This window comes from Flavihumibacter sp. ZG627 (assembly GCF_000814325.1).
Classification (GTDB): Bacteria; Bacteroidota; Bacteroidia; order Chitinophagales; family Chitinophagaceae; genus Flavihumibacter.
Genome location: NZ_JPHF01000003.1, coordinates 358780 through 384394 on the forward strand (window position 1 = coordinate 358780; position 25615 = coordinate 384394).

Here is a 25615-nt window from a genome sequence, read left to right on the forward strand (position 1 = left end):
GTTTACAACGGTACGACCAATTAGCGGTACTCCAAACAGCGTTAATGATTTTTAACGAGTTGTGAAAGAATAGCCTCTTCTACCACCCGTGGGAAATGCTCATGTTCAAGCAAATGTATTTTCCCGGCAAGGCTATCGGGGGTATCGCCAGCCTCTACCGGGCAGGTGGCCTGGTAGATGGTGCTGCCATGGTCATATTGTTCATCCACAAAATGGATGGTGATACCAGATTCTTTCTCACCTGCTGCTATCACCGCTTCATGAACAAATCTTCCATACATACCCTTACCACCATATTTGGGAAGCAGGGCGGGATGTATATTGATCATCCGGGATGGGTAAGCCGCTACAAGTGCCGGCGGTATCTTCCAGAGAAATCCTGCCAGAACAATAAAGTCGATCCCAATCTCCCTGAACAAAGGAATATAAGAATGACCGCGAAAGAACTCTTCCTTTTCAATCAGGAAGGTGGGGATCCCGAAGTCTTTCGCTACGTCAAGTACCCCCGCCGCAGGCTTGTTACTGATAACCAGCGCCACTTTTATGTAGGGATGGTTGGCGAAGTGCTCCATGATCTTTCGTGCATTGGTACCGGTGCCTGAGGCAAAAATAGCCAGGTTAACGGGGGAAGATTTTTCAGTTGATGAGGGAACTAGGGTGGAGGGGGAATTTAAGTTTGGAGAAACAGGCAGGTTATTTTGCTTCCTGGTAAACCGGTCGGCTATACGGGCCAGGTAGTTCCTGAAAAAGACAAACTGCCCCATGGGTATGCTTACCACAATAACCATTAACGGCCAGATAAGCGTCATCACCATAATATATATAATGACCCAAACTATCCCATCAACGGGTATGAGGTTCATTATTCTTCGGCCTATCATTCCGGTTAGGGTGCCACCCAGGGCAAAGGTCAGGAGGATGATGAATAGCTGGGCAGGGCCCACCTTCCACTTCTCTTGAAATTTTTGAAACATGTCGCAAACTAAGTAGAAATGTTTGAACAAAACTGTTTACGGATGATAGTAAATGTGTATCTGTATAATTGCACAATTCGCTGAAATGCAAGCCCTATGCGGCTAAAAAAAAAAGAGGGATGTTGATATATTGTCAATAACGTGTCATATTTTTGCCACCGAATCGCAGCATTTTAACATTACCAACGACATTTCCAGCTTATGATAGCCTATAGATCGATTGTGAAGAAAATAATTCTCTCTGTACTTCTTCTCACTGTTGTTTGTTTTGATAAGCAAGTTTTGGCCCAGGATGGTAAAGCGCTGTTTCAGCAGAACTGTGCTTCCTGTCACGCTGTAGGAAAAGACCTGACCGGCCCTAAACTGGCTGGTATTGAAGAGCGTGTTCCCGATAAGAAGCTGCTTTATGCCTGGATCCGAAACAACCAGGCGGTACTGGCAACGGGTAATAAATACTTCACTGACCTCTATAACCAGTGGAACAAAACAGCGATGAACCTCTTCCCCAACCTCACCGATGAAGAGATCGCTGCAATGATTACCTATGTAAACACGGAAGCTGCCAAGGCTACCGCAAAGCCTGCTCCGGGTGATACAAGTGCCGCAACACAGGCCCAGCAATCGGATAACAGCCTTCTTTTCGGCATACTCACATTGATCCTGGCAATCATTGTTTTGGTTTTAATGCAGGTAAATTCTAACCTGAAGCGCCTTAGTGATGAGAAGGATGGCATTCCCTCGTATGAGCCGGTTCCTTTCTACAGAAACAAGGCCTATATCGCCCTGTTTGCAGTCATCCTCTTTATTGTTGGCGGTTATTATACCATTCAGGGTGCTATTGGGCTGGGCCGGTCAAAAGACTACCAGCCTGAACAGCCTATTTATTACTCGCACAAGGTGCATGCCGGTACCAACCAGATCAACTGCTTATACTGTCATGGTGGAGCACAGGAAGGTAAGCATGCCAATATCCCATCCCTCAATACTTGTATGAACTGCCATATGGCAATCAATGAGTATGCAGGTGAGAAGCTCTACCGCGAAGACGGCACCGAAGTAAATGGTACCGAAGAGATCCAAAAGCTATATTCTTATACTGGTTGGGACCCTGACCAGAAAAAATATGTAAACGAGCCCAAACCAATTGAATGGGTAAAGATCCACAACCTCCCTGATCATGTTTATTTCAACCACGCCCAGCACGTGAATGCAGGGAAAGTTGCCTGCCAAACATGTCATGGTGAGGTTCAGGAAATGGGCGAAGTTTATCAGTTCACAGACCTTAGTATGGGTTGGTGTGTTAACTGTCACCGCGAAACCAAGGTGCAGTTCACCGACAACAAATTCTACAGCATTTACGAGAAGTTCCACAATGACCTTAAGAACGGAAGCATGGACAGTGTTACTGTTGAGAGCATTGGCGGTACAGAATGTCAGAAATGTCATTATTAAGAGCATTGCAATAAACCATTTTTCATCACCAAAAAATCAGAGCCCCTTCAGGGGTTTGGGTATATGGAGCAAAAAAAGTACTGGCAAAGTTTCGGTGAGTTAAATAACTCAGAAGCCCATCAAAAGAGCGCACAGGACGAATTCAGGGAAGAATTACCCTTTGAGAGTTTTGACGCTGAAGGCTTAGGAGATGCTAAGACTCCCCGTCGCGATTTCCTTAAATACGTGGGTTTCAGCACCGCAGCTGCAGCATTGGCAGCCAGTTGTGAAATGCCTGTAAAGAAAGCGATCCCCTTCGTGAACCGTCCTGTGGACATCACTCCCGGCATCGCTAACTACTACGCAACCACTTATGTATCAGGAGGTGATGCTATTCCTGTGGTGGCCAAAGTGAGAGATGGTCGTCCAATCAAAATCGAAGGGAATGAATTGAGCACCTGGACCAAGGGCGGCACATCAGCGCAGGTACAGGCATCTGTACTTGATCTGTATGATACAGCACGTCTGCGTTTTCCGATGGCCAATGGCAAAGAAGTTAGTACGCTTGATGCTTTTGATAAAATGGTGGGGGAGGCAATGGCTTCATTAGGAGCTGCTCCTTTAGTATTGCTTACAAGTACAGTTAATTCTCCCTCTTCAAAACAGGTCATTACTGAATTCCTCGCTAAGTACCCTGGTGGTCGTCATGTACAATACGATGCGATTTCCTACAGCGGAATGCTGCTGGCTAACGAAGCATCCTATGGAAGACGCGCTATCCCTTCTTATAATTTCGATACGGCAAAAGTTATCGTTAGCCTGGGTGCCGACTTCCTTGGAACATGGCTGAATCCTGTTGAATTTGCACGTGCCTATACAAAGGGGCGCAAGATCGATGAGAAGAATATCTCCATGAGCAAGCATTACCAGTTTGAGGGAATGCTTAGCATGACAGGCGCCAATGCGGATGAGCGCTTCACCCATCGCCCTTCAGAAACAGGTGCCGTTGCTGCTTCCATCCTCGCTTTACTGAATGGAGGATCTGTTTCAGGAGTTACTGGCGATAAGCTGAAGCAGGGTATTGCAAAGGTTGCAAAAGATCTTGCAGCTAATCGCGGACAGGCCCTTGTTGTAAGTGGTAGTAATGATGTAAATGTTCAGGTTATTGTAAATGCCATCAATGAGGCTATCGGCGCCAACGGAACCACTATAAACTGGGGCGCTCCCATGCAGAACAAGGCAGGGATCGATTCGGAAATGGCTACACTGGTAAACGAAATGAATTCCGGTACCATTGGTGCTGTTCTTATTTATGACGTGAACCCTGCGTACGATTATTATGATGCGGCTAAGTTCATCAGCGGATTAAAGAAAGTTCGTGTTTCTGTTTCCTTCAATGAGAAGATGGATGAAACAACTGAACTCTGTAAATATATTCTGCCCTCCAGCCATTACCTCGAAAGCTGGGGTGATGCTGAACCAAAGGCTGGTTATATCAGCCTGATGCAGCCAACCATCTCTCCTTTATTCAAAACAAGGCAGTGGCAGGATAGCCTGCTGAAGTGGTCAGGAAATGCAACCACTTATGCCGATTACCATAAAAATTTCTGGACCACGAAGCTTGGCAGTAATGAGACCTACCTGAAAGCCATGCAGGATGGGGTAATTGAACCAGCAACAGCTCCTGCTGGTGGTGGTGGATTCAATGGCGGTGGCGTTGCTGCAGCAGTAACAAGTATTGCAAGTGCAAAAAAAGGTGGTAAAGTTGAAGTTGTTCTTTATCAGAAAGCATCCATTGGTGATGGCCGTCACGCCAATAACCCATGGCTGCAGGAAATGCCGGATCCCATTACCCGTGCAACATGGGACAACTATGTGATGATGAGCCCGGTTAAAGGAAAGGAACTATTTGATATAGATCTCACCAATAATACGCAGGCCGACCAGTACGAAGCATTCCCTGAGAAACCCGTTCTCAAGGTTAAAGTAGGTAATAATACAGAAGTTGAATTGCCTGTACTCCTTATACCAGGTATGCATCCCGATACCATTGCTATCGCAGTAGGTTATGGCCGCAGTGAGAAAATTGGAAGGGCCGCCACAGGTGTAGGTAAAAATGTATTTCAGTTTGCCTCTTTCAATGGAACAACTGTAATTAATTATGCAGATGCTGCAATTGAGAAAACTGCTGCAAAATATAAAGTGGCAACCACGCAGACGCACTCTTCCTATGAAGGTCGTCATGAAGTGGTGAAGGAAATTACACTTGATGAATTCAAGAAAAATCCAACCAAGATCCTCGATGGCCGTGCCAAGGAACTTGAGCCATGGGGTGGACTGGAGAATTATGAAAAAGATGGTACCCTATATCCTGTTTTTGATAAGCCGGGTATCAAGTGGGGTATGAATATCGATATGAACAGCTGCTATGGCTGTGGCGCATGCGTAGTGGCCTGTACTGCCGAGAATAACGTTTCTGTTGTTGGAAAGCCGGAGGTGCTGCGGGCACATGATATGCACTGGCTGAGGATCGACCGTTATTTTGCAGGTAATATCAATGATGCGGAAAGTATCCAGACCGTTTTCCAGCCGATGCTTTGCCAGCACTGTGACAATGCTCCATGTGAGAACGTTTGTCCGGTTGCGGCTACCAACCACAGTTCAGAAGGGTTGAACCAAATGACCTATAACCGTTGTATCGGAACAAGGTATTGCGCCAACAACTGTCCATATAAAGTTCGTCGATTCAACTGGGCTGATTATACAGGTGCTGATAGCTTTGGCGACAATATGGATGGCGCCATCGGTTCTAATACCGTTATCAACATGATGAATGATGATCTTACACGTATGGTCCTGAACCCGGATGTAACTGTAAGAAGTCGTGGTGTGATAGAGAAATGTTCTTTCTGTGTTCAGCGTTTGCAGGAAGGTAAACTGGAAGCAAAGAAAGCCGGCCGTCCACTCGAAGACAGGGATGTAAAAACTGCCTGTCAGCAGGCATGTTCTGCTGATGCAATTGTTTTCGGAAACGTGAACAACAAGAATAGTGCAATTTCAAAGGAGCGTGCTGATAACAAGAATCGCTTATTCTATGTACTTGAGCAGATCCACGTTTTGCCGAATGTAAGTTACCTTGCAAAAGTTCGTAACACTGATACGCTTAGTGTTCATGCCGAACATGCTGCAGAAACACATGCAGCACCTGCAGCAGGAAGCAAACCGGAGGCAGCGCACTAATAGTATTAGTCAGAGGTTGAAGGGTCAAAAGGCGAACAACCTTATATATAAAGAAGAAGTTTTAAAACCAACAAGCAGAAAGGGTAAAACCTTGAAGCTAAACGCTTATACGATATGGCATCATTAAGATACGAATCGCAGGTAAGGGAACCACTGGTGACAGGTACTAAGACCTATCATGATGTTACGCAAGACATCGTTCGCCCCATAGAGATGAAACCATCTTTTCTATGGAAGGTTGGCTTCACCATTTCAGTACTCTTGTTATTATTCGGGGTGTATTCTGTTTACCGTGAAGTTGTTTATGGTATCGGGGAGTGGAACCTGAATAAGACAATTGGCTGGGGTTGGGATATCACCAACTTTGTATGGTGGGTTGGTATTGGTCACGCAGGAACATTGATCTCCGCGATCCTTCTCCTGTTCCGCCAGGGATGGCGTACAGGGGTGAACCGTGCAGCAGAAGCGATGACCATTTTTGCGGTTATGTGTGCGGGTCAGTTTCCTATTTTTCACATGGGTCGTGTTTGGATGGCCTTCTTTGTTCTTCCTTATCCCAACACCCGCGGGCCATTATGGGTAAACTTCAGTTCTCCACTATTGTGGGACGTATTTGCGATCTCAACTTATTTCACTGTTTCACTCCTTTTCTGGTACTCAGGTCTCTTGCCCGATATCGCAACAGTACGTGACCGTGCCCGTGAGAAATGGAGAAAACATATGTACGGAGTTCTTTCCTTTGGCTGGACAGGTTCTACCAAGCACTGGCAACGTCACGAGGCCTTGTCGCTGGTACTAGCCGGACTAAGCACACCTCTTGTACTTTCTGTACACACAATCGTATCCTTTGACTTTGCCACCTCTGTAATCCCGGGATGGCATACCACCATCTTCCCACCATACTTCGTGGCAGGTGCGATCTTCTCTGGATTCGCGATGGTACAAACACTTCTTATCATAACACGCAAAGTGCTGAACCTGGAAGATTATATCACCATGGAACACATCGAAGTGATGAACAAGGTGATCGTACTTACAGGATCAATTGTAGGTGTTGCCTATATAACAGAGCTCTTCATTTCTTGGTATGGTCAGAACGTTTATGAAATGGCTGCCTTCCAGAACCGCTGGGATCTAAGCACACCATATGGCTGGAGTTACTGGCTCATGATGGGTTGCAACGTTCTTGCACCACAGTTCTTCTGGTTCAGAAAACTAAGAAGGAACCTGCTCTTCACATTCTTCATGAGTATCATTGTAAACGTGGGTATGTGGTTTGAGCGTTTCGTGATCATCGTTACTTCTGTATACAGGGATTATATTCCAAGTAGCTGGAGTACCTATTATGCACCAACTATCTGGGAGGTTGGCTTCTACCTCGGAACCTTTGGATTGTTCTTTACCTGTTTCTTCCTGTTCGCTAAATATTTCCCTGTAATCGCAATTGCAGAGATCAAGCATATATTGAAAAAGAATGGTGAGAGCTTTAAGGAAAATATGGTGGAAGAAGAGAGGGCAACACCAGAGAAATTTGCGCATGAGCATGCTCACTAAGAGAAGGTAAGTTCAAAGACATTAACAACGAATTTTTACAAGATGGCAATAAAAAAATTTGTAGTAGGCAGTTTCGATGACGAAGCGGTTCTGTTTCCTGCGGTGAAAAAAGTTCGCAAGGCAGGATACAAGATCCATGACGTTTACACGCCTTTCCCGATCCATGGCCTCGACCAGGTGATGGGCCTCCGGGATACCAGCCTGCATACCGCTGGATTTATCTATGGCATTACCGGAACGGCAACTGCCCTTTCATTCATGGGATGGGTATTCACGCGCGACTGGCCATTGAATATTGGTGGTAAGCCCAATTTCCCTCTGCCGGCATTCATTCCCATTACTTTCGAATTGACTGTTTTGTTTTCGGCCGTGGGTATGGTACTTACATTCTGTTATCTCTGCCAACTAGCTCCATTCGTGAAAAAGCACCATTTCCATGAAAGAGCAACCGATGACCTTTTTGTAATGGTTCTTGAATGTACCAGCCGCACCAACGAAGAAGATGCTAAAGCCTTCCTGGCTTCAGTAGGAGCGAAAGAAATTAATGTGCAGGTTGCCGAGGCTGACTGGTGGCTGGGTCGCTATGACAAGGACGAGAAGTTGTTTGAGAATAAAGCGGAAAAAAGTTTAGCATAACAAAGAAAGTACTTACCAGAGATGAATAAGATATCAATCATAGCTGTTTGTTTAGGGGCACTGGTCTTTTCTGCATGCAGCGATATAAAGCGCACACCGGGCAAGGCTTATATGCCTGATATGCAATTTAGCAGGGCAGTAGAAACATATTCTGATCCCCGTGAACTACAGGCCGAAGGCATAAATTATAATGCAAGGCCCGTAGCAGGTACAATTAGCCGAAGTGCGGATGTTATCTATCAGCACCTTGCTGATACCACCGGAAGATATATTACATCTTCCTCCCTTCGCAACCCGCTTCCCTATCTTGATACATTGCAGACTGTTGAGGCTGAAAGGCTTTACCTTATCAACTGTGGTATTTGCCATGGCACCAAGCTTGATGGCAATGGTCCATTGTACAAGGGCGGTGATGGTCCCTATGCAGCCAAGCCGGCAACACTTGTTGGTGACCCGCTTTATGAAGCAATGTCAGAAGGTACCATGTTTTATTCCATTACCTATGGAAGGAACCTGATGGGATCTTATGCTACACACCTTACACCTAAACAGCGTTGGGAAGTAGTTCATTATATCAAGGCAAAGCAACGTGAAGCAAAAGGCGAAGCAACGCCGGCAACCGCGCCGGCAGATGCAACTGCCCCGGCAACAGATTCAACAGCTACAGCAGCTAAATAACTGATACTGACAACCGAATTGACCAAACGATAAATTATTGAGAATGTCTTTCAGAGAACAGTTTGAAATACCCGCGAAGTACAAGATGTGGTCGATGATCCTCATGGCGGTTGGATTGGTTTCCATCCTCATAGGCTACTTCCTTTATGGCGCGGGTGATGAGCACCAGAATGCCCGTTTTTGGGGAGTACTGCTTTACAACAGTGTTTACTTTCTTTTGGTTGTAAACGCCGCGATGTTTTTTATCTGCGCAACAACGCTCGCCATGGGTGGATGGCAATTATCTTTCCGACGTGTAAGTGAGGCTATATCCGTTGCCGTTATACCAATAGGAATTATTTCTTTTGTAATCCTCATTGCACTGGTTCTTGGTCACCAACATCATATTTACCACTGGCTTACTCCGGGTGACGATAAACTTATACTTGGAAAAAAAGCATTCCTTAATCCTACATTTTTTATTGTCTGGACTGTATTGACAATTGCCGGTTGGATTCTCCTTGGTGCGAGAATGAGAAAAATCAGCGCTGAACTTGATGAGCGCGGCCCACTTACTAAAGAAGAAGGCAAACGCTATGTGTATAAAACTACAGTATGGGGTTCACTATACCTCGTATGGTTTGCATTAACAGTGGCATCAACTGTTCCATGGTTGTGGTTCATGAGTATCGACGCACACTGGTACAGCACCATGTATAGCTGGTATACTTTCGCATCATCATTTGTAGCAGGTATTGCCCTGATGACCCTCTTCGTGATTTACCTGAAGAACCATGGATACCTCGAACTGGTAAACCAGGAGCACCTCCATGACCTAGGTAAATTCATGTTTGCATTTTCAATCTTCTGGACATACCTCTGGTTCAGCCAGTTCATGCTGATCTGGTATGCCAACATTCCGGAAGAGACTGTTTATTTCAAACACAGGGTGCAGGGACCATACAGGGGAATTTTCTTTCTTAACCTGATCATCAACTTCCTGGCGCCACTCCTTATCCTAATGAGAAGAAGTTCTAAACGCAACTATACGCTTTTGGTATTCATGTCGGTATTGATCCTCTTTGGTCACTGGATCGATTTTTACCAGATGGTGATCGGAAGTATTTCAAAAGATCATGTGGAGCTTAACCTCTTTGATTTTGGTGTGGCAGCCGGATTCATCGGCCTGATCATGTGGAGTGCGGGAAATGCACTTACCAAACGTTCACTGGTGGTAAAAAATCACCCTTTCCTCAAGGAGAGCATAATTCACCATACCTGATTAAGAGGGTTAACTTTAAACAAAAGCTGATAGTACAAGCATTCATTCAAAACTTTGTATAAACACGGTATAAAACATGTCAACTTTATTAATCATAGCGATCCTGTTGTTGGGTTTTATCGTGGTCTTCCAGATCGCAAAAGCCAGCGAGTATGTATCCGTGCTGAAGGGGGAGAAGAAAACCTTTGAGCAGAATAATAAAATCAATGGTTTCCTGTTGCTGGCCTTTCTCATCCTTGGATTGATAGGGGTGTATTGGTGTAATGAACTTTTCAAAGGCAAGATCCTTGGAGAAGCTGCTTCAGACCATGGAGAGAAGATCGATACGATGCTCTATATCACTATTGCCATTACAGGCGTAGTATTCATTATAACGCAGATCCTTCTTTTCTGGTTCTCTTACAAGTACCAGTACTCTGAAAAGAGAAAACCTTATTACTTCCCCCACGATAACAAACTGGAGATCATCTGGACTGTTGTTCCGGCTATTGCATTGACTGTGCTGGTTGGATTTGGTCTTTTCTATTGGTTCAAAATCACTGGTGATGCTCCAAAAGAGGCTAACGTGATCGAAATAACAGGTAAGCAGTTTGGCTGGATCTACCGTTACCCGGGAAAAGACAAAGTATTCGGTAAGAAATACTATAAGAATATCAACGAAGGTCAACTCAACCAGCTTGGTCTGCTTTGGGAAGATAGGGCTGCGCAGGATGATATCGTTACCAATGAAGCAATGTATATGATTGTTGGAAGGCCGGTGAAACTGGTGATCAACAGTCGCGATGTAGTACATGATGTTGGTCTGGTACATTTCCGTATGAAGATGGACGCAGTTCCCGGCACACCTACTACCATGTGGTTCACGCCGAAGTATACAACTGCACAGATGAAAGAGAAAACCGGTAATCCTGATTTCGAATATGAGATCTCCTGTGACCAGATGTGTGGTAAGGGTCACTATTCCATGAAGGGTATCGTTAAAGTGGTGGAGCCTGCAGAATACCTGCTCTGGCTGGCCAAGCAGAAGCCTAACTATGTTATGTCAAACCCTCCTGCTGAAACGGCACCCGCCACCCCGGCAGCTCCTGCGTCTGACAGCACGGTAACGGCCGCCACAGAAATAAAGAAAACATTATCTAATTAAGATCGTACCGATTTCATAAACTGATTAACATGAGCCAAGAAGTGAATTTGCACGGACAATCAGAGGTGATCACGACCCATGAGGTTCATCATGACGAACACCATGGTCATCATCATAAGGAAACTTTCATCACCAAATACATCTTCAGCCAGGATCATAAAATGATCGCTAAACAGTTCCTGGTAACTGGTATCATCTGGGCCATCATTGGTGGATTATTCTCCGTATTGTTCCGCCTTCAGCTGGGTTATCCCAACGAATCCTTCCCTTTCCTGGAAACAATCCTGGGTAAGTGGGCTGCTGGTGGTAAGATACAACCCGAGTTCTATTATGCCCTCATCACCATGCACGGAACAGTGCTTGTATTCTTTGTATTGACCGCCGGACTGAGCGGAACATTTTCCAACTTTCTTATTCCTCTGCAGGTGGGTGCACGCGATATGGCATCTCCCTTTATGAACATGTTGAGTTACTGGTTCTTCTTCGCTGCCAGTGTACTGATGGTTTCATCCCTTTTTGTTCAGACCGGTCCGGCTAGTGGAGGATGGACTTCCTATCCACCACTCAGCGCACTTGGAGATGCTTCTGAAGGTTCAAAGATCGGTATGGACCTATGGCTTATCAGTATGGCACTTTTCGTTGTAAACTCACTACTCGGAAGCCTTAACTATATTTCTACTATCCTGAATATGCGTACTAAAGGAATGAGCATGACGCGCGTTCCGCTTACCATCTGGGCGCTGTTCTTTACCGCCGTATTGGGTGTGCTCTCTTTCCCGGTGTTGCTTTCAGGATTCATTCTCCTGTTATTTGACCGCCATGCGGGTACCAGCTTCTACCTTTCTGATATCTTCCTGGCATCAACCCAGAAAGCACTGCCAAATGAAGGGGGAAGTGCAATCCTTTACCAGCACTTGTTCTGGTTCCTGGGTCACCCTGAAGTATATATCATCATCCTTCCAACGATGGGACTGGTTTCAGATGTTATGTCGGCCAATGCAAGAAAGCCAATCTTCGGCTATATGGCGATGGTGGCTTCCATGTTCGCCATTTGTGTACTCGCCTTCCTTGTATGGGCACACCACATGTTTGTAACCGGATTGAACCCATTCCTTGGTTCCGTGTTCGTTTTGCTTACACTGCTTATTGCCGTGCCATCAGCCATCAAGGTGTTCAACTGGTTAACAACATTATGGCGAGGTAACCTGCGGTTTACTCCGGGTATGCTTTTCGCCATTGGGTTTGTAAGCATGTTCATTTCAGGTGGACTTACCGGAATATTTCTTGGCAACTCAACACTGGATATTCACCTGCACGATACCTATTTTGTTATCGCACACTTTCATATAGTAATGGGTGTATCAGCATTTTTTGGAATGTTTGCCGGATTGTACCATTGGTTCCCCAAGATGTTCGGGCGTTATATGAATAATACCCTGGCCTATATCCATTTCTGGATAACGCTGGTGGGTGCATACCTGATCTTCTGGCCCATGCACTACCAGGGCTTTGCAGGCGTTCCACGTCGTTACCTCGATTTCAGCGGATGGGCGTCATTCAACCAGTTTGAAGGATTGAACAGGTTTATCTCAATTGTAACTATTGTTGTATTCGCCATCCAGTTACTTTTCGTATTCAACTTCTTCTATTCCATGTTTAAAGGAAGAAGGGTAACTACACAGAATCCATGGCAGGCAACAACTTTGGAATGGACCACACCAATCAACCCTGGTCACGGTAACTGGGAAGGTGAGATTCCTGAAGTTCATCGCTGGGCCTATGATTATGGTAAGGATGGTCGCGATTTCATCCCCCAAACTGAACCAGTCTCAAAGACTGAAAGCCCTGAGGGTGCTCACTAAAGGGGTCAAATAAAAAATTAGAACAACATAAAATGCCCTGATGTTTTATCGGGGCCTTTTTTTAGAGCAGGGATAGTTTGTTTAATAAAGATTGATGCAGCAGCCAGATCCGGTGAAACGAGATGAGAGGTACAGTATTAGTACACGGTTGCGTGATTATATGCTGCTGGTGAAGTTCTCTTTGACAATATTGGTGGTGTTTTCGGCAGTGATCAGTTACCTGCTGGCACCAAAAGTGGTGGCATTTGACTGGAGCATGATAGGTATCCTATTCCTGGCTGGTTTCTTTGTAACAGGAAGTGCCAATACCATCAACCAGGTAGTAGAGAAAGATACTGATGCCCTGATGAAGCGTACTGCTAAAAGGCCTATTGCATCTGGCAGGATGTCGGAAACAGAAGGATGGATCTTTGCCGTATTGAGTGGTGTTGTTGGTGTTGGTTTGCTCTGGTATTATTTCAACGGCTTATCAGCCGGCATGGCAGCCTTCAGCCTCTTCCTCTACGCTTTTATCTATACGCCTTTAAAGAAGGTGAATTCGATATCGGTGCTGGTGGGGGCTTTTCCCGGAGCATTGCCCTGCCTAATAGGCTTTGCAGCAGGCAATGATACGCTCTGGATAGGTGAGCACGGTACAAGGGATCTCGGTGGCTGGGCCATGTTTGCGATACAGTTCTTCTGGCAGTTCCCGCACTTCTGGGCAATTGCCTGGATAGCACACCGCGATTATGAGGCTGCAGGATTTAAGTTGCTGCCATCGGTGGAAGGGCCTACAAAGTATTCAGCGATACAATCGATCATTTATTCGGTATTGCTGATACCGGTTGGATTGTTACCCTATTTCACGGGACTTACCGGTTGGGTGAGCCTGCTGATAGTGCTGGTAGCTAACCTGGGGATGGTTTACTTGAGTGTTCGGCTTTATTATGATATGGAAGTGAAAGCTGCGCGCAGAGTAATGTTTGGAAGTTATTTTTATTTAATGGTAGTGTTTTTTGCACTGCTGGCCGATAAGATAGGGCAATAAATACAGTGAGAATGAGTACTAATATAGCTATGGAACAAAGAAAAAGGATACATCCAAGTAAGTTCACCCTATGGGTGGCAATTGGTAGTATGATAATGATGTTTGCCGGGCTTACAAGTGCCTACGTGGTTAAGAGAAGCATGCCTAGCTGGACCACCTTCGAAATGCCACACATCTTCTGGTATTCCACTGCGGTTATGGTGATCAGCAGCTTAACCATGTTCATGGCTCTCAGGGCTTTTAAACAGCGTGAACGGGTGAAGTATCGTTCCTTACTAACGCTTACAGCTATCCTTGGGGTGGCATTTATAATAATGCAGGTTATAGGCTTCAGCCAGATCTGGGCAACGGGCATCACCTTTGCAGGGTCTGGGGCAGGACAATTTCTTTATATCATCGCGGGCCTTCATGGAATTCACGTATTAGGCGGCGTGATAGCACTTATAATTATGTTTTTTAAAGCATTTAGCACAAGGATGCGAAATTATAATGCCGTTCCGGTAGAGGTAATGAGCACATACTGGCATTTTGTAGACTTTTTATGGCTCTACCTGCTGGTATTTTTTATGCTAATGCAATAGTTAATTCCGTATATCCGATTAAATTTGCGAACCAATCTTAAACACTGAACATGGCACAAGCAGTACCTGCAGAACAAAAATGGTGGAGTGGCGGTAAAAGTCCCTTCAACGTGGAGTATGGTAAACTGATGATGTGGTATTTCCTTATGAGTGATGCTTTCACCTTTGGTGCATTCCTGATCTCTTATGGCACCATCCGTTTTTCCAGCAACTCATGGCCCGACCCCAATGAAGTTTTCCAATCATTCCCTGGATTAGGTTCAGGACTTCCATTGATGTTTGTGAGCCTGATGACCTTTATCCTGATCATCAGTTCTGTTACTATGGTATTAGCGGTGCAGGCTGGTCATGCTATGGATAAGAAAGCCGTGGTTAGAAACCTGATTCTGACAATTATCGGGGGTATCGCTTTCCTTAGCTGCCAGGCATGGGAGTGGACGCATATGTTCCATGAAGGTGCATGGTGGGGTAGTAATCCCTTCCTGAACATTGATGGCACCAAAGCATCAACCAATTTTACGAACTTCTTCTTTACTATCACAGGCTTCCATGGTTTCCACGTATTTAGCGGGGTTATCATTAATATTATCATGCTGATCATGACGCTGAATGATGTATTTGAGCGGAGAGGTCATTACCTGATGATTGAGAAGGCCGGACTGTACTGGCACTTTGTAGACCTGGTATGGGTATTTGTATTTACTGTATTTTACCTTGTTTAACCCAATAAAGACAATTATATCATGGATAATCTTCACGAACTTCAGGAAGTAACCCATCACCACGAATTTGACCGGGAAGCATCCCGCAAAGAAGTGATGCGCGTTACCGTGATCCTCTCAGTTATCACCCTGATTGAACTTGCCCTGGGTTTCTGGCTGATGTATATAGACGGCGAATTCTTCCGCTTACTCATCAAAGGAGTTATATGTGTGCTGATGCTTGCAAAGGCTTTTTACATTGTTGCATACTTTATGCACCTCAAGCATGAGTTGAGAAATATGATCATGACGATCGTGGTGCCGCTACTACTGTTTGTGTGGTTCCTGGTTGCGTTCCTCTACGATGGAAATTCATATAAGAATCTTAAGAATACATATGATCCGTACCACTATGAGCAAAGCAAGACCAAGGCAGAGAAACCTGCGCATGGTGCTGGCGAAACTAAGGATGCCAAGAAGGAAGGCTCAGTTGAATAAGGGCTAATGTTCTTAACAGAATTGAACCATCCGCCCTGCGGATGGTTTTTTAATAGGATCCAATCATCAATAAAATAAGGTCTTGAATAAGAAAGCATTAGTGGGAATATTGATAGCGCTGGTTCTTCCCGTGATCTGTTACTTTATCGTGGATTATTATAGTGTGGGTGCAATTGATATGCCCCGTCGTTATTATATTGATACTGTATTAACACGCGTGGATGGAGGAAAGGAGATCACCGACACCGTCTGGCATAAAGTGGCTGATTTGTCACTGGTCAACCAGTTGGGTGATACTGTTAGTCTGAGCGATGTAAACGGCAAAGTAATCGTAGCTGATTTTTTCTTTACCCGCTGCCCTTCCATTTGTCCCATCCTCACCCATAATATGCTGCGCCTCCAGAATACCCTTCAACTTAAAGAGGTAACCCGGAAAATTGATACCACCTTTGTGCAATTCCTTTCTTTTAGTGTAGATCCTGAGCGCGATTCTGTTCCCCAGCTTAAGAAGTATGCCGATAAATATGGCGTTAACCATGATGTATGGTGGATGCTTACCGGCGATAAGAAATCTATCTATGATTTCGCCCTGAATGAAGTGAAATTATCCGCATTGGATGGAGAAGGCGTGGATTCAAATTTTATCCATACCGAACGATTTGTTTTGCTCGATAAAGACCGCGTGGTAAGAGGTTATTACAATGGACTCGACAGTATGGCCATGCAGGATCTTGCAGGAGATATAGTAAAGCTCATGCTGGAAAAGGATAAAAAGAAGAAGCGTAAATTATTTGGAAATTAATTGTAATACTATGTTACCGGCATTAATTGAGAAAAATGATAAACAGGCCAGAATACTTATCGGCATTGTTTCCGTTGTAGTTTTTGCAGCAGTGGTTATGCTTGGAAGGGTAGAATTAAAAGTAGATCTGGGCTTTGACGTGCACCTGTTCGCCAAAATAAATGCAGTGATAAATTCAATGGTAACTGTTTTACTTGTGGCCGGACTGGTGGCGGTTAAACAGAGAAAATATTCCCTGCATAAAAAGATAATGCTCACCGCGATGGTATTGTCCGCATTGTTCCTGGTATCTTATATCGGGCATCACCTTTTTGCCGGCGATACTAAATTTGGTGGGCAGGGTCTGATAAGGCCGGTTTATTATTTCATTCTTATCACCCATATTATACTTGCCGCAATCATATTGCCATTTATCCTTTTCACAGCATATCGTGCGCTAACAGCGGAATGGCTTGCACATCGCAAACTTGCAAGGATAACATGGCCTATATGGTTCTATGTTGCATTGACAGGGGTGATAGTATATCTAATGATCAGCCCTTACTACGCCAATGCCTGACCGCAGTTTTATATTTTAATTTAACATAAATTCACGGGATGACAGTTCGGTCTTCTCCATTTTATGAATTGCAAAAGCTATACAGGATACTTCTTTATGCCCAGATCGGGATTGGTATCCTTGGGATTGCACTGATTCAGTTTAACCTGCTTAAGCCCATTGCTTCTGTTTCAGTGGACCGGATGCTGCAGGTAATAACTGTTATTTATTCCTTTGCAGCAGTTATAGTTGGAATGCAGCTATTTCGCCGCAGGGTTGAATCTATCCGTTCTGATGATAATGCCGTGAGGATAAAACTGGCAGCCTACAAAAGTGCAGCTATGCTTCAATGGTACCTGTTACTTGGTGCAAGTGTTTTCTGTATGGTATCTTATGTCATAACTGCTAACTGGTCATTCCTGGGATTGACCATAATGATACTTGCTATTTTCGGCGGACTTAATCCCTTCAAACAAAAGGTGATGTTGCAGCTGAGGTTATCAGACCAGGATGTGGCGGGCATTTAGGAGAGCATCAGTCCTCTGCCAGGTTGGTGGGATCCCAGAATCTTTCATTAAAATCCATAACAGTATCGTCTTCAACAACTATACCCTCACTTTCGAGGAGTTCCTGCATTTGAGTGGAGGTTGCGAAATGGGCCTTTCCGCTGAGTTGCCCGTTTCTGTTCACAACACGTTGGGCGGGTATCCTGCGTGTACTGGTGAATGATCCGTTTAGTGCCCAACCAACCATGCGGGCTGATAACCCTGATCCCAAAGCCCTGGCAATGGCCCCGTATGTGGTAACACGACCCAGGGGGATCTGTTCTACCAGGTCATATACCTGTTCAAAAAAAGAGCTTTCCGCTTTTCCGGAGGGTAAAACTGCTTTAACCTCCTTCTTTTTCCTGGGCATGTCTCTCTGTTTTTTTGCGGATTAACTGACTTCGGCGGGGCTCTTCCACGTTGTCATAGTTATATGGACAATGCATACAACCATTGCCACAACAAAATCCCTTCTCAAGGTGATATTTTTCTGTGAGCACTACAAATCCCTCAGCATTATAATAGAAATCTATTCCTTCAACTAGTTGCTTCTTCATGTTTCTTAACCAATTCCTGCAGTTCATCATCCAGATCCTGCAGCGGCTGTTCCGGTAGCCGGAATGAAATATAATGTATGCGATTACTTCCCGCTATATCCAGGCCCTCATAATGCGTCTTGATCTTCAATTCAGGAGTGATGCCATCCCATGAATGGATATCATCCTGATGTTCAACCATCTCCAGCCGATGAAGGTCGATGACCATTAAGGTAAATCGGTATAATACTGGAGAGTCGGTCTTTAGATGAACTAAACCGCCGGGCGACAGAAATTGTTGATACAATCGTAGAAATTTCGGGTGTGTCAACCGTTTTTTAGCCCTTGACCGCCTTAATTGGGGATCTGGAAATGTTATCCATATTTCGTTTACCTCGTTTTTATTGAAGTAAGTAGCTATGCGGTCAATCTGCGTACGCAGAAAAGCTGAGTTGCTGATATTGGCAGCAATCGAGTTTTTAGCACCTACATAGAGCCTGTTTCCCTTCACATCAACGCCTATAAAATTCCGCTCCGGATACATTGCCGCTAAACCAACGGTATATTCTGCTTTTCCACAGGCAAGTTCTAAGGTTATAGGATGATGATTACCGAATTGTTTATGCCAGTTGCCACCCATTCCTTCAGGGTTCTGTAGAACATTGGGGAATCCCTTGATCGCCTCAAACCGCAGTAATTTTTTTTGACCCATGCGCGCAAAGATATGCAGAAGCAAATACTGAAACAGGGCTGATTAAAAGGAGTGTAAACCTCATAATGGTCTGGTTCTATCCTAGGGTTATCCTAGGGTTATCCTAGGGTTATCCTAGGGTTATCCTAGGGTTTTTAGCCTTCAAAAGCCTAGGATAACCCCAGAAAGACCCAAGAATAACCCTAAGAAGGTAAATACTCCATACATCTTTCAGATATTGATTAATAAAACGGCCGTCTCAAGGATATGAGACGGCCGTTTTATATCAATCAGAAAGGGTATAAACTACCTTTCGAAAATATTGGTATTAGAGGGGATGATATGGAGCAAAGCACCTTTACCCGGAGCTAATGCAGCTATGCGCGAATGGCCTTCAATTACCATAAAGTCGCCACTTTCCTTATTAGCGAATCGGGCAAGGATGTTGATCGGTCTTTGTTGATTCTGGATAATGAAATCCTCATCTTCGCACCATGCACTAAGGGTGCCATCAGGTCCCATCTGTATTGTACGGATCATGGTTCTGAGTGGCCGGATAAAACTCTTATCGATCTTTTCTTTGATAGATGCAAATCTGAATACGCCCAGTTTGCTGCTTATCTTGTCCATTTCAATCTTTTTCATGATCGTACAATTTTTATTGTCAGTTAATTAGATGAGTATAGAACTATTGTCCTGTACCTGCTTCCTTTTTAGCATCTTCCACCATTTTTTCTGTGGCATATATGGCGAATTCAACACGACGGTTCTTAGCACGGTTCGCCTCTGAATCATTTGGAAATTTTGGTTGATTTTCTCCATACCAGGCCGTTTTTAGTCGGCTAGCTGTAATCTTTTTTGATTCCAGGTAGGCAGAAACGGCAGCGGCTCTTTTTTCTGACAGATTCATATTATAGCTGGCTCCTCCTTTTGAATCTGTATGCCCTTCTATCAGGATATATGTATCTGGATACTTGTGAAGGATATTGGCAAGTTCTCCAACTTTCTCTTCAGCTGCATTTGTCAGATAGGATTGATCATATCCAAAAAGAACGCCCGAGTCGAATGTAACATTAATACCTTCACCAACCCGTTCCACTGTAGCACCTGGAATTGTTTCAATTTCCTTGGCCTGCTTATCCATCTGCCTTCCAATAATTCCTCCCGTTACGCCACCAACTGCCGCACCGATAATTGCACCAACTGCGGTATTCCCTGCAGCCTTACCAACACCAGCTCCAACGGCACCGCCGGCAGCAGCACCTATTACAGCCCCTTTCTGGGTTTTATTCATTGATTTACAACCCGTTGCTACAGAAGCAAGTAGGGCTATTCCAAGCGTGAACCTTCCCAGGTTCCTGCTTATACATGTTTGAATGATTGTCATGGGTTTCGATTTATTAATATTATTCAGGTCTTACTTTACCGATTCCAAAGGTTACGCCAACGTTTAGTCCGAGATTCCTGTTTTTCATATCCAGGTTATCGGCTTTCATTACATCAGAGAAACCATGGTAATAATTGAGGTCGAGGTTCAGCCAGGTTTTATTCACAAGGCGGTAATTCAGACCAACAGATCCGTTCAGTCCGATATCAAAGGAATTGGCGATGTCTTTTGAATCCACTTCTGTTTGAAGAGCATCACTAACCTCATATTTCTGCTTGCCACCAACCAGGAAACCAAGAGATGGTCCGAGGGTAATTTTAGGTCTTACCCTGTTACCCAGTTCTCCAAAAAAGTACATGGCTTTAATGGGAACTCTGATATAATCGAGGCGGGTGGTGGTTGTTGAATTGTCTGTGGAAGTTTTTCCCCCTTCAATGGACCATTTAACATCGGCACCAAATCCGAAACGCGTTTCTGTACTAACAACCAGTGCCAATCCAACATTTCCGGCTGGCTGGTACTTGCTGTTCGTGCTGTTACTCAGCCATGTATGGCCAAATCCGGCTGTTGGTCCGAGAGATACATTGTCCTGTGCTTTTACTGTTGTTCCAAGGGTCAGTGCCGCTGTGATGCCTATAATTACCGGCCTGATCATCTTACTCATTTTCATGTGGTCATTAATTAGTTATACAGGAGTGGGAAAAAAACTATGCCATCCTAGCCTCAACTTCTCACCGGCTAATAGTCAATATTATTCTGTTCCCATATAAGAATAAATGTAATATGGGGTTATCCTGACCCGCTATTTAGTTGAAAATGAATTATTAAGGCACAAAAAAGCCCCTCCTAACAAGAGGGGCTACCTAACAGCTGTAAACACACACATGAGAAAAAAACCCTGGCGCTTAAACAAAAAAATCCCACCATAGGGGCGGGATTTAAGCGAAAAATTGCTGTAGGGGGAGGAGTCGAACCTCCACGAGGCAGTTAGCCGTAGCACAAAGATTAGTGGTCAACCCTGGTCGGCTTTATTACAGTACCGGTTACCCGGAACAGCAATACCAGTCGGCTCTATGCTAAGTTTATCCTGGAATCCCCACCCCCGAGACGAGAGGGCATGTCTGCCAAAGATTTCATCACCCCACAGTATTAAGAACAAAAAAGGTACACGGTTGCTGTAGGAGGAGGAGTCGAACCTCCACGGGGTCGTTAGTTTTGCCGAAGCAAACTTTATCCGATTGTCCCCACCCCCGAGACCAGAGGGCATGTCTGCCGAAAAATTTCATCATCCCACAGTGTCTATAAGAACTTCGATAATGCAAACATACAGAGAAATGAGTATTCCTTGCAAATAATTCAATCAATAATTGAAAACTATCGAAATTATCTAAAAATTACTATATTGTGGTAGAAATCATCAAAAACAATGACCGAAAATGGCTGTGAAATTAAATTTAGATAAACTGGATTACCAGATCATCCATGAGATGATGGAGAATGCGGAGACCTCTTATGCGGATCTCGGTAAAAAGCTCTTTGTTTCTGGTGGTACCATCCATGTACGCATCAAAAAATTGCAGGAGATGGGCGTGGTCAAAGGCTCCCGACTCAGTGTTGACCTTAAACTGCTGGGATATGATGTAATTGCCTTTATTGGTATTTATCTTGAAAAGAGCTCCTTGTATGATACGGTTGCGCGTGAGCTGGGAAAGATCCCGGAGATCGTGCGCATGAATTATACGACAGGAAATTACAGTATTTTGGCGGAGATCATCTGCAAGGATATAAATCATCTCCGGAATGTATTGCATGACCAGTTGCAGAAGATCAAGGGCATAGAACGGACCGAAACATTTATTTCACTTGATGAGAGTCTGAACCGGAATGTTCAGGTGAGGGGTGAGACTAAGATATAAAAGAGCCAACGGTTATGAATACAGTTGACTTGTTCAACAATTATTGTGTAGAAAATACATATCCGTTATCTTTAAAATTGAACAACGATAATGCTATCGAATGAAAAGAATATTTCCTTTTTTACTGATTGTTGCAAGTCTGGCTCTATTAGGATTACCATCCTGCAGTAAGGGCGGCGGAGGCGGTGGCACAACGCCGGAGGAGAACCTGAATATTACAACCAGTCCGGCCATTAATGGCCAGTTGGAAACTCCGGGAGTTGGACCAGATTTTCCCCTGACCGTTACCGTTAATTCAAAGATGCCGCCCCAGGGAGTGCGGATAGAAGTAACGGCAAGGCCGGATGGTTCAGGGACTGCGTTTTTTACGGAAACAAAAACAACGAGTTCCAAAACAACCACATTCCAGATTAAGAACACGCCCGCTGCAACTCCTTGTCGGGTAACCGTTACTGTTACCTCGGTGTCTAAACCAAGTAATAGCGTGTCAGGATTTTATTTGTATTCCAGGAAGAGTTGATGCATGTTAATGAGCTAGGTTTTTACATCCAGTGCATCGCGGATGCCATTTCCCAGCAGGTTAAATGCTAATACCAGTAACATAATAGCAAAGCCCGGTGCCAGTGCAAGCATCGGGTTATTTGTTATGATGAAATTGTAGTTCTCTTTAATCATACCGCCCCAGCTGGGTTGTGGTGGTTGAACGCCCATCCCAAGGAAACTGAGTCCGGCCTCAATAACAATTGCTGAGGCAAAATTTGCTGCCGCAACCACCAGTACCGGTCCCATTATATTGGGAAGAATATGTTTTATGATGATGCGCATATCACTATAACCTAAAGCCCGCGCCGCCTCAACGTATTCGAGGTTCCGGATAGCCAGCATTTGCCCTCGAACAATTCGCGCCACATTCACCCACATGGTGAGTCCAACTGCTATGAACACCTGCCAGAAACCCTTCCCCAGCAATAGTGTAATAGCGAAAACCAACAAGAGCGTGGGGATGCTCCAGATAACGTTGATGAACCACATGATCCAGTTGTCAACCTTGCCTCCATAGTAACCGGCAAGTGCCCCCAATATAAGCCCGATTGTTAGGGAAAGCAGCATAGCAATGCCACCCACAAGCAGGCTTACACGAACACCAATCAGGAGCCTGCTCATTATATCACGTCCATATTTATCTGTTCCGAGGTGAAAGGTTTTAGTGATGATATATGTTTCTACAGGCTGGGTTAAATTTTGCAGGCTGATCTCCATGGGTTCTGATAATCCCTCATCAATGAATTTATGTAGTGTAATACTATTTGTGGCAACTGTGAAAGAGTCGATGGGTATATATAGGTGTTTATCGGGCTCACCATAAATTGTTTTACTGAACCAGTTTGGTTTTTCGTCTGTTTCCTTAGGCTGCAGGAAAAATGTTTGCCGGAATCCAGGTTTACGACCACCGATCTCAACGATCATACGATTGGCATCGGGACTCCCATCGGGCGCCAGCCAATAAGCAAAAATGGCCAGGAAGAATGAATTAACAATCAGAACCATACCAAATGCTGCTCCTTTGTTCTTAAGCAGTTTACGGATAATATGATTTTCATTGTTTGATTGCATTGGGTAAAAATAAAGAATTAGCTGACCCGCCTGCCTTTCCATTCGTATTGTCCGAACTGGCCGAAGCTGCCTGCTATAACAGTATATAAAATATGGATTGGCTGGAAGAGCGGAAACCAGATCATAAGATTTTGTTGATGGTAAAAACTGGAAACTGAATACATGAACCGCCATTCCACCAGCGTCTTCAGTAATAAAAATCCAACCGCGATCATTGCCTGGCCGATTGAAAAAAATCCAGCTACCATAATTGTGAGGAGTAGCAGGTTCATTGTGTAAACGAGCAGCAATACACGAAAAACATTTTTATCCTTGTAATCCTGTGCTTTACTGGCCCACCTGATGCGTTGCTGGAAGAACGCACGAAGGGTTGGTTGTGGATTTGTAGTAACAACAACTGCCTTATTTTTCAGGTAACCAACCTTCCCGGGGAACTTCCTGGTTATTTTGTGCATAAGCAGCATATCATCACCGGAAGCCTTTCGATCAATATCACGGAAACCCTCAACAGTATAAAATGCATTTTTTGTGTATGCCAGGTTGGCGCCGTTGCACATACTGTGAAAACCCCTGTGAACCGATGCTGCCGTAATACCCTGCAGACTCGTGAAATCAAGTACCTGGAAAACGGAAAGCCATCCCCCACTATGGCTGATTTTTACCGGAGCAGCAATAAACTGATCGCCGGTTTGCTCATAATGTGCAACCATATGATTTAACCAGTCCTGCTCCCTGGTACAATCCGCATCGGTGGTAATGATAAGTTCTCCCCCGGCAGCAGCAATTCCTGTTTCCAGTGCTTTTTTCTTGTATGAATTAGTGGATGGTGAAATCCCCTGGTCATGCAATGAGATCAGGTGCAGAATAGGCGAGTCGAACTGTTTTACTATGCGGGCGGTATTGTCCTCTGAATGATCATCAACAATAATGCATTCCATCAATGAGGATGGATAGCGTTGCTGCAATATCGACTGAATACAGGAGGCAATATCCCTTTCTTCATTTCTGGCGGGAACAATTACGGAAACCCTGGTATGTGGTGAGCTGGTTAGGGCTGGCGGCACTGGTTCTGCCTGCATATCTTTCCAGCTTCTGAAATAGAATTGAATCAGAAGGGCATACGCAGCCAGGAGTACTAACGCAGTAATATATACGAAAATCATCATGCCGGTTGCTGATAAATTCTTTCTGCAATGGTAGCAGCAAAAGCTGGCTTTAGCAAACGATGTCCTGCTTCAATAATGTATAGCCTTGCCTGGGTGCCGCTCTTTTGGAGGAACCGCTCGCCCTGGCGGGTTGTAATGATGCGGTCATAATTGCCGAAGAAAAACAAGGCAGGCAGTTTTGATGATTTCAACAGATGGCTTAGCAGGGTTGTATCGGGGCGGAAATTCCGGAATAGCGTCCATCGCTCATATAGTTGATTTCTTTGTTCGGGGTCATCGAGGTAGCGATGGCTGAATTTAAAGATGCTTTGGTTCAGTAGCCCAGCCTTACGGGCCCATTTCATTGCGCGGAAAAGCCATGTGGGGTTATTCATCGTTTGACGGAAAAGCCGGTTACCTACCCGGGTTTGGGTGGTGAGCCAGTACCAGAAATTGAGCTTGAGTCCATCAGGAGCCAGTAATATCAGTTTCGTAATACTGCTTGTATAATGCTGGGCAAGTGTTAACGCAAGTCTTCCCCCCATACTATAACCTGCCAGGGCCCATTGGGAAGTACCGGGCATCTCCTTTTCTGCAATGGAAAGCAGGATCAGTTGCAGGTCGGGAGGCAGGAATTCGGCCTGCCGCCATACAGTTTTACCATGCAGGGGCAGATCGATACCTATAACTGTATAGGCCTTATCCAATTGCTCTGCAAGGGCCCTGAATTCTTCACTGTTTTCGCCATAGCCATGCAGACAGAAAAGCAGTTTTGCGCCGCTACCGAAACGGATATAATGAATGGTATTATTCTGGTGATTGAGGTACATGAGATGCAAATCTGCCATACAATA

General features: G+C 44.7%; 27 protein-coding genes. 17 read left to right on the forward strand and 10 right to left on the reverse strand.

Annotated features, from left to right (window positions below):
• Positions 1-41 precede the first annotated feature (41 nt).
• Positions 42-974, reverse strand: coding sequence for a phosphoribosylglycinamide formyltransferase (locus HY58_RS08555; RefSeq protein ID WP_253271532.1), 933 nt, complete (start codon positions 972-974; stop codon positions 42-44).
• Between the two features lie 222 nt (positions 975-1196).
• On the opposite strand from HY58_RS08555, the gene HY58_RS08560 reads away from it, so the two are divergent.
• The 15 genes from HY58_RS08560 to HY58_RS08630 all read left to right on the forward strand — a co-directional run bounded on the left by HY58_RS08560 (position 1197) and on the right by HY58_RS08630 (position 17454).
• On the forward strand, positions 1197-2426 hold the full coding sequence (locus HY58_RS08560) for a c-type cytochrome (protein ID WP_253271533.1): 1230 nt from the start codon (positions 1197-1199) through the stop codon (positions 2424-2426).
• 63 nt (positions 2427-2489) lie between these two features.
• Positions 2490-5645 (forward strand): TAT-variant-translocated molybdopterin oxidoreductase, encoded by a 3156-nt coding sequence (locus tag HY58_RS08565; protein WP_039130533.1) that lies wholly within the window; start codon positions 2490-2492, stop codon positions 5643-5645.
• A gap of 114 nt (positions 5646-5759) precedes the next feature.
• Positions 5760-7199, forward strand: coding sequence for an NrfD/PsrC family molybdoenzyme membrane anchor subunit (gene nrfD, locus HY58_RS08570; protein ID WP_039130536.1), 1440 nt, complete (start codon positions 5760-5762; stop codon positions 7197-7199).
• 42 nt (positions 7200-7241) lie between these two features.
• Positions 7242-7835 (forward strand): DUF3341 domain-containing protein, encoded by a 594-nt coding sequence (locus tag HY58_RS08575; protein ID WP_039130538.1) that lies wholly within the window; start codon positions 7242-7244, stop codon positions 7833-7835.
• Between the two features lie 21 nt (positions 7836-7856).
• Entirely contained in the window at positions 7857-8513 is a 657-nt protein-coding gene (locus tag HY58_RS08580; RefSeq protein ID WP_039130541.1) for a cytochrome c, read from the forward strand.
• Positions 8514-8556: 43 nt separating this feature from the next.
• Entirely contained in the window at positions 8557-9774 is a 1218-nt protein-coding gene (locus HY58_RS08585) for a hypothetical protein (protein ID WP_039130543.1), read from the forward strand.
• Positions 9775-9850: 76 nt separating this feature from the next.
• The gene (locus HY58_RS08590) at positions 9851-10918 is read left to right on the forward strand and encodes a cytochrome c oxidase subunit II (RefSeq protein ID WP_039130546.1); all 1068 of its coding nucleotides are present in this window, start codon (positions 9851-9853) and stop codon (positions 10916-10918) included.
• A 29-nt stretch (positions 10919-10947) separates the two neighbouring features.
• Positions 10948-12780 carry a cbb3-type cytochrome c oxidase subunit I gene (locus tag HY58_RS08595; protein WP_039130548.1) on the forward strand — a complete coding sequence of 611 codons (1833 nt, stop codon included), beginning with the start codon at positions 10948-10950 and terminating at the stop codon, positions 12778-12780.
• A gap of 94 nt (positions 12781-12874) precedes the next feature.
• The gene (gene cyoE / locus HY58_RS08600; RefSeq protein WP_039130549.1) at positions 12875-13807 is read left to right on the forward strand and encodes a heme o synthase; all 933 of its coding nucleotides are present in this window, start codon (positions 12875-12877) and stop codon (positions 13805-13807) included.
• A gap of 11 nt (positions 13808-13818) precedes the next feature.
• On the forward strand, positions 13819-14388 hold the full coding sequence (locus HY58_RS08605; protein WP_039130550.1) for a cytochrome c oxidase subunit 3: 570 nt from the start codon (positions 13819-13821) through the stop codon (positions 14386-14388).
• A 50-nt stretch (positions 14389-14438) separates the two neighbouring features.
• A complete protein-coding gene (locus tag HY58_RS08610) occupies positions 14439-15110 on the forward strand; it encodes a cytochrome c oxidase subunit 3 (protein WP_039130552.1) in 672 nt (223 codons plus the stop codon).
• A gap of 21 nt (positions 15111-15131) precedes the next feature.
• Entirely contained in the window at positions 15132-15587 is a 456-nt protein-coding gene (locus HY58_RS08615) for a cytochrome C oxidase subunit IV family protein (RefSeq protein ID WP_052323966.1), read from the forward strand.
• A gap of 82 nt (positions 15588-15669) precedes the next feature.
• Entirely contained in the window at positions 15670-16389 is a 720-nt protein-coding gene (locus HY58_RS08620; protein WP_039130554.1) for an SCO family protein, read from the forward strand.
• 10 nt (positions 16390-16399) lie between these two features.
• On the forward strand, positions 16400-16948 hold the full coding sequence (locus HY58_RS08625; RefSeq protein WP_039130555.1) for a DUF420 domain-containing protein: 549 nt from the start codon (positions 16400-16402) through the stop codon (positions 16946-16948).
• 38 nt (positions 16949-16986) lie between these two features.
• On the forward strand, positions 16987-17454 hold the full coding sequence (locus HY58_RS08630) for a hypothetical protein (protein WP_039130556.1): 468 nt from the start codon (positions 16987-16989) through the stop codon (positions 17452-17454).
• Positions 17455-17461: 7 nt separating this feature from the next.
• Here HY58_RS08630 and HY58_RS08635 read toward each other — a convergent pair whose 3' ends face one another.
• The 6 genes from HY58_RS08635 to HY58_RS08660 form a co-directional block, all read right to left on the reverse strand.
• Positions 17462-17842, reverse strand: coding sequence for an MGMT family protein (locus HY58_RS08635; protein WP_039130557.1), 381 nt, complete (start codon positions 17840-17842; stop codon positions 17462-17464).
• Positions 17817-18029 (reverse strand): DUF5522 domain-containing protein, encoded by a 213-nt coding sequence (locus tag HY58_RS08640; RefSeq protein WP_039130559.1) that lies wholly within the window; start codon positions 18027-18029, stop codon positions 17817-17819. Before HY58_RS08640 ends, HY58_RS08635 begins: the two co-directional genes overlap by 26 nt.
• Positions 18010-18720 carry a tRNA (guanosine(46)-N7)-methyltransferase TrmB gene (trmB, locus tag HY58_RS08645; RefSeq protein WP_039130560.1) on the reverse strand — a complete coding sequence of 237 codons (711 nt, stop codon included), beginning with the start codon at positions 18718-18720 and terminating at the stop codon, positions 18010-18012. Before trmB ends, HY58_RS08640 begins: the two co-directional genes overlap by 20 nt.
• A gap of 285 nt (positions 18721-19005) precedes the next feature.
• On the reverse strand, positions 19006-19344 hold the full coding sequence (locus tag HY58_RS08650; protein ID WP_039130563.1) for a hypothetical protein: 339 nt from the start codon (positions 19342-19344) through the stop codon (positions 19006-19008).
• 43 nt (positions 19345-19387) lie between these two features.
• Entirely contained in the window at positions 19388-20086 is a 699-nt protein-coding gene (locus HY58_RS08655; RefSeq protein ID WP_052323967.1) for an OmpA family protein, read from the reverse strand.
• 19 nt (positions 20087-20105) lie between these two features.
• Complete coding sequence (locus HY58_RS08660; RefSeq protein WP_052323968.1) at positions 20106-20756, reverse strand: porin family protein; 651 nt, start codon at positions 20754-20756, stop codon at positions 20106-20108.
• A gap of 766 nt (positions 20757-21522) precedes the next feature.
• Here HY58_RS08660 and HY58_RS08670 point away from each other — a divergent pair.
• On the forward strand, positions 21523-22002 hold the full coding sequence (locus HY58_RS08670) for an Lrp/AsnC ligand binding domain-containing protein (protein WP_039130567.1): 480 nt from the start codon (positions 21523-21525) through the stop codon (positions 22000-22002).
• A gap of 100 nt (positions 22003-22102) precedes the next feature.
• Positions 22103-22522 (forward strand): hypothetical protein, encoded by a 420-nt coding sequence (locus HY58_RS08675; RefSeq protein WP_039130570.1) that lies wholly within the window; start codon positions 22103-22105, stop codon positions 22520-22522.
• 14 nt (positions 22523-22536) lie between these two features.
• On the opposite strand, the gene HY58_RS08680 is transcribed toward HY58_RS08675, so the two are convergent.
• The 3 genes from HY58_RS08680 to HY58_RS08690 are packed head-to-tail and all read right to left on the reverse strand — an operon-like array spanning position 22537 to position 25609.
• A complete protein-coding gene (locus HY58_RS08680; RefSeq protein ID WP_039130572.1) occupies positions 22537-23616 on the reverse strand; it encodes an ABC transporter permease in 1080 nt (359 codons plus the stop codon).
• A 17-nt stretch (positions 23617-23633) separates the two neighbouring features.
• On the reverse strand, positions 23634-24782 hold the full coding sequence (locus HY58_RS08685) for a glycosyltransferase (RefSeq protein WP_039130575.1): 1149 nt from the start codon (positions 24780-24782) through the stop codon (positions 23634-23636).
• Positions 24779-25609, reverse strand: coding sequence for an alpha/beta fold hydrolase (locus HY58_RS08690; RefSeq protein WP_172644625.1), 831 nt, complete (start codon positions 25607-25609; stop codon positions 24779-24781). The genes HY58_RS08685 and HY58_RS08690 overlap by 4 nt, the downstream gene beginning before the upstream one ends.
• Positions 25610-25615 lie beyond the last annotated feature (6 nt).